General features: G+C 73.5%; 1 protein-coding gene. It reads left to right on the top strand.

Going from position 1 to position 3,435, the window contains the following annotated elements:
- Positions 1 to 3,435, top strand: a 3,435-nt coding sequence (locus D7V93_RS40495) for a non-ribosomal peptide synthetase (RefSeq protein ID WP_120648352.1), incomplete at both ends; no start/stop codon positions are given.

The following is a 3,435-nucleotide window of genomic DNA, read 5'->3' as shown; positions in this document are numbered from 1 at the left end:
CACCCCCACCGAGGCGCGGCTCGCCGCGCTCTGGGCCCCGCTGCTGCAGGTGGAGCAGGTGGGCGCGGACGACCACTTCTTCGAGCAGGGCGGCCACTCGCTGCTGGCCACCCAGTTGGTCTCCCGCATCCGCGCCACCTTCGGCGTGGAGCTGCCCCTGCAGACCGTCTTCGAGGCGCCGACCCTCTCCGCGCTCGCGCTCCGGCTGGAGGCGGTGGGACCCCGGGCCCCCTTCATGGCGCCGCCCCTGGTGGCGGCGCCTCGCACCGGCGCGCCGCCGCTGTCCTTCGCGCAGCAGCGGCTGTGGCTCATCGAGCAGATCGAACCCGGTGGCACCGCCTACAACATCCCCACCGTGCTGCGCATCCGGGGCCGCCTGGACGTACCGGCGCTCGGCAGGGCCTTCGGTGGACTCGTCGAGCGCCACGAGTCGCTGCGCACCACCTTCGCCTCCCACGAGGGCGAGCCCGTGCAGCTCATCCACCCCGCCTCGGACTTCGTGCTGCCGGTGGTGGACCTGTCGGCCGTGCCGGACGAAACGCGCGAGGCCCGGGCCCGGGAGCGGATCGAAGCGGAGACGCAGCGCCCGTTCGACCTCCTGCGCGGGCCGCTGCTGCGCGCCTCCCTGCTGCGGTTGTCGGCGGAGGAGCACGTGCTGGGGGTGACGCTGCACCACATCGTCTCCGACGGCTGGTCCATGGGCGTGCTCGTGCGCGAGGTGGCCGCGCTCTACGCGGACTTCGCGTCGGGGCGTCCATCCACGCTCGCGGCCCTGCCCCTGCAATACGCCGACTTCGCCACCTGGCAGCGCGGCTGGCTGCGCGGCGGCGTGTTGCAACAACAACTTGATTACTGGCGTCAGCAGCTCGACGGCGCGCCGTCCCTCCTGGAGCTGCCCACGGACAAGCCCCGTCCCGCCGTCCAGTCCTCCCGCGGCGACTGGCTGCCCTTCCACCTGCCCCCGCCGCTCACCGAGGCGCTGCTCGCCCTCTGCCAGCGCGAGGGCACCACCCCCTTCATGGCGCTGCTCGCCCTCTGGCAACTGCTGCTGGCGCGCTACTCCGGCCAGGATGACGTCTGCGTCGGCTCGCCCATCGCCGGCCGCACCCGCTCGGAGACCGAAGGCCTCATCGGCTTCTTCGTCAATACCCTCGTGCTTCGCACCCAGGTGCGTCCCGAGGCCTCCTTCCGCCAGCTGCTGGCCCAGGTGCGCTCCACCACCCTCGCCGCCTACGAGCACCAGGACGTTCCCTTCGAGAAGCTCGTCGAGGAGCTTCAGCCCCGGCGCAGCCTCAGCCACTCGCCTCTCTTCCAGGTGATGCTCTCCCTGCAGAACACCCCGGACGCCCCCCTCCGCGTGCTGGGCGGCGCCGAGCCGCTAGAACTCTCCGCGGTGGAGCCGGGGCTGCCGGCGGTGAAGTTCGACTTGAATCTCTCCCTGGCCCTGACGCCCGAGGGCCTCTCCGGCGCGCTCCTCTACCGCACCGACCTCTTCGAGCCGGCCACCATCTCCCGCATGAGCGGCCACCTGCGCGCCCTGCTGGAGGCCGCGCTCGCCGCGCCGGACACCCACGTCGGCGACCTGCCGCTGCTCTCCGCCGCCGAGCGCCACCAGGTGCTGGAGGGCTTCAACGCGTCCCCGGCGTCCTTCACCGCGCCGAGCCCCCTGCACGTGCTTGTCGAGGCGCGGGCCGCGCTCCACCCGCAGCGCCCCGCCGTCGCCTGCGAGGGGCAGGTGCTCACGTACGCGGCGCTGGACGCGCGCGCCAACCAGCTCGCCTGGCACCTGCGCTCGCTGGGCGTGGGCCCGGAGGTGCGCGTCGGGCTGTGCCTGGAGCGCTCCGTGGACATGGTGGTGGCCCTGCTGGGCGTCTGGAAGGCCGGCGGCGCCTACGTCCCCCTGGAGCCTTCCCAGCCCGCCCCGCGCCTGCGGTTGCTGGTGGAGGAAGTCGCCTCGCCCGTGGTGGTGACGGTGGCCCGCCACGCGGCGGCCTTCACCTCCACCCCAGCGCATGTGGTGCGCATGGACGAGGACGCGGGGCAACTCGCCAGCCACCCCACCGTGGCGCCTCTGGGCGGGGCGTCCGCGGAGAACGCCGCCTACGTCCTCTTCACCTCGGGCAGCACCGGCCGTCCCAAGGGCGTGGCCGTGGAGCACGGCCAGCTCTTCCACTACGTGCGCGCCGCCACCGAGCGGTTGCGCCTGGAGGAGTGCGCCCGCTTCGCGCTGGTGTCCACCTTCGCCGCGGACCTGGGCAACACCGTCCTCTTCCCCTGCCTTTGCACCGGCGGCCTGCTGCACGTACTGCCCCAGCACCTCGCCAGCAGCCCCTCGGACGTGGCCGCCTACTTCCAGCGCCACCCCGTGGACTGCATGAAAATCGTCCCCTCCCACCTCGCCGCGCTGCTGTCCGCGGCAGAGCCCCGTCACGTCCTGCCCCTCAAGAAGCTGGTGCTGGGCGGGGAGTCCACCCCCAGCGCCCTGCTGGAGCAGGTGCGCACGCTGGCCCCCGACTGCGAAGTCTTCAACCACTACGGCCCCACCGAGACGACGGTGGGCGTACTCGCGGGCCTCGTCCCACCCCGGGAGCGCGCTCCGGTGCCCCTGGGCCGCCCCCTGGCCCACTCGCGCCTGTACGTGCTGGACGCCCGGCTGCAACCCGTCCCCGTCGGCGTCCCGGGCGAGCTTTTCATCGCTGGCGCCCAGGTGACTCGCGGCTACCTCGGCCGGCCGGAGTTGACGGCGGAGCGCTACCTGCCGGACCCGCACGGGCCGCTGCCCGGCGCTCGCATGTACCGCAGCGGTGACAAGGTGCGCTGGCGGCTGGACGGACGCGTGGAATTCCTCGGCCGCGCCGACTTCCAGGTGAAGGTGCGCGGCTTCCGCGTGGAGCCGGGAGAAGTCGCCGCCGTGCTGCGCGAGCACTCCACCGTGCGCGAGGCGCTGGTGGTGGCCCGCGAGGACGTGCCCGGTGACAAGCACCTGGTGGCCTATGTCGTCGCCTCCTCGGAGCCCGTCTCCGCCGAGGCCCTGCGCGCCTTCCTGCTGGAGCGCTTGCCCGCGTACATGGTGCCCTCCTCCTTCGTCACCCTGGAGGCCATCCCCCTGACGGCCAACGGCAAGCTGGACCGCCAGGCCCTGCCCGCACCGGAAGGGCCCTCCCGCGCGACGGCTTCCGTCGCTCCGCGCACCCCCACCGAGGAGCGCCTCGCGGCCCTCTGGGCCGGGCTGCTGCGCGTGGAAGCGGTGAGCGTGGAGGAGGACTTCTTCGCTCTCGGCGGCCACTCGCTGCTCGCCACGCAGGTGGTGTCGCGCGTGCGTCAGGCCTTCGCCGTGGAGCTGCCCGTGCGCGCCCTCTTCGAGGCGCCCACCGTGGCGGCGCTCGCCGCCCGCATCGACTCCGCCGCGCGAAGCCAGGCCCCCGCCATCCTCCC

Source organism: Corallococcus llansteffanensis, assembly GCF_003612055.1.
Lineage (GTDB): Bacteria > Myxococcota > Myxococcia > Myxococcales > Myxococcaceae > Corallococcus > Corallococcus llansteffanensis.
This window is presented reverse-complemented; position numbering and strand designations above follow the sequence as displayed.